Genomic DNA, 1,867 nt, shown 5'->3' with positions numbered 1-1,867 from the left:
GAAGGTGCAGGCGCCGGGGCGGCATCGCTGCCGCCGCCGCAAGCCTGCAGCAGCGCCACGCCGGCGGTGCCCAGGCCCAGGCCGAAGATCTTGCGGCGGCTCAGGCGCGCTTCGATCAGGTCGCTGAAGGACGGATTGCTGGTGGTGTTGTGGCCGATGTCGTCGGGGTCGATGGTGACGACGTCCGCTCGCTTGTCTGCGCTCATGAACTTGAACCTTCGTGGGTCGTGGTTGAAAAAATCAACCCGCGAGCCTAGAAGGCCAATGTGACGCCCAAAAGTCATGCCGCCCCGACCGGGCCCCCACGACCCCCGCTACCTGCGTGCCGGCTTCACTGCTTGGGCCACAGGGCCCACAGCCGCAGCGGCTGGTCCATGCGGGCCGCGAACCGGCCCGCATCCGGCCCGGTGCCGGCGAAGTAGTCGGCCCGCACCGCACCGAGGATCGCGCTGCCCGTGTCCTGCGCCACCACCAGCTTCTGCAGTTGCGCGACCGGGCCGTTGGAGGCCAGCCACACCGGCGTGCCGTACGGAATGCTGTCCCGGTCCACCGCGATCGACCGGCCGGCCGTGAGCGGCACGCCCTGCGCACCGCGCGGGCCGAAGGCGGCGTCGACCTCGGTCATCGCTTCTTCACGGAAGAACACGTAGCGCGGGTTGCTCCACAAGAGCTGCGGCAGGCGCTGCGGGTTGGCTGCCACCCAGGCCTTGGTGGCATCGGGCCAGGGATTGATGCGCGTCACGCCCTGGCTCAGCAGCCATTGGTTGACGCTGCGGTAGGGCTGCTCGTTGGAGCCCGCGAAGGCCAGGCGCACCAGGCGCTGGCTGCCGTCGGGCTCAGTGATGCGCAGGCGCCCCGAGCCCTGGATCTGCAGCATGAGCGCGTCGATGGGGTCGCTCATCCACGCGATCTCGCGCCCGCGCAACGCCGCCTGCGCCTCGGGCAGCGTGTCGATTTCCTGGCGCGTGTACCAGGGGCGGCGCGGCACGAGTCCCGCCGGCGGCTGGTACAGCGCGATGGTGTTCGTGGCCGTGGGCCGGCGCGTGGCCTCGTAGATCGGCTCGAAGTAGCTGGTGAGCTTGCCCTCGCTCTGTCCGGCCAGGGATTCCACGCGATAGGGCTGCAGCCGCTGCATCATCCAGCTGCGCTGGCCTTCCGTGTCGGCCAGGGCCATCTGCCGCACCTCGCCGCACAGGGGCGCGAACGCAGCGTTGGGCCGCGCGCAGTTGGCGACCAGGGCGATCCAGGCCTCGTGCAATGCGTCGTCATTGAAGCCGGGCAGCTCGCTCCAGCTGGCGGGCACCCAGCGGCTCTTGGGATGGGCCAGCGAGCCGGTCAGCGGCGGCAGCGTGTCGGGGCGCGTCTGCGGTGCGGGCGTCGACGGCACGGCATCGGGCGGCGGCAGCGAACGGCTCGCGCATCCGGCCAGCGTTGCTACGATCACCGCTGCGCACAGCGCAAGAAAACCTCTATTCATATGGCTTTGATTTTGCTCGAAGCGCTTGGCGCGCTTCTCGTCCTGGTGCTGATCGTGTGGTGGACCATGTTCTCGGGCCGCAAGGGCGGCGAACTCGATTCGCACGTGCAGGAAAAATCTGACAGCCCGCCGGATGAAACGAAGAGAAACACCTGAGCCGGCCGGCCAGGCGTTCTTCGCTCCCCATAATCGACGGCTTCCAAGTCATGTGAGGATCAATATGAAGAAGTTCGCTCTGTCCATCGTCGCGGCCGGCGTCCTGCTCGGCGGCTGTGCCGACATGTCGCAAACCCAGAAGTCCACCGGCATCGGTGCGGGCGCGGGTGCGCTGGCGGGTGCAGCCATCGGCTCGCTCACGGGCGGCGACCGCGGCGCCATCGCTGCGGGCGC

Annotated in this window: 4 protein-coding genes; 2 read left to right on the top strand and 2 right to left on the bottom strand. The window is 69.0% G+C overall.

Annotation, left to right across the window (positions count from 1 at the left end):
• Together VSO01S_RS27820 and mltA are read right to left on the bottom strand one after the other, a co-directional pair.
• On the bottom strand, positions 1–206 hold a 206-nt coding region (locus tag VSO01S_RS27820; protein ID WP_153305464.1), incomplete at its 3' end, for a hypothetical protein.
• A 125-nt stretch (positions 207–331) separates the two neighbouring features.
• On the bottom strand, positions 332–1,477 hold the full coding sequence (mltA, locus tag VSO01S_RS26435) for a murein transglycosylase A (protein ID WP_068645707.1): 1,146 nt from the start codon (positions 1,475–1,477) through the stop codon (positions 332–334).
• Between mltA and VSO01S_RS27815 the strand changes: the two genes are divergently transcribed.
• Both VSO01S_RS27815 and VSO01S_RS28310 read left to right on the top strand, forming a co-directional pair.
• Entirely contained in the window at positions 1,478–1,633 is a 156-nt protein-coding gene (locus VSO01S_RS27815; RefSeq protein WP_169804114.1) for a hypothetical protein, read from the top strand.
• The coding region (locus tag VSO01S_RS28310; protein ID WP_506016913.1) for a YMGG-like glycine zipper-containing protein at positions 1,611–1,867 on the top strand (257 nt) is incomplete at its 3' end. The genes VSO01S_RS27815 and VSO01S_RS28310, both read left to right, overlap by 23 nt.

The organism is Variovorax soli NBRC 106424 (assembly GCF_001591385.1).
GTDB lineage: Bacteria > Pseudomonadota > Gammaproteobacteria > Burkholderiales > Burkholderiaceae_C > Variovorax > Variovorax soli.
Note: the sequence above shows the minus strand (reverse complement) of the source record. Positions and strands in the feature narration are given on the sequence as shown.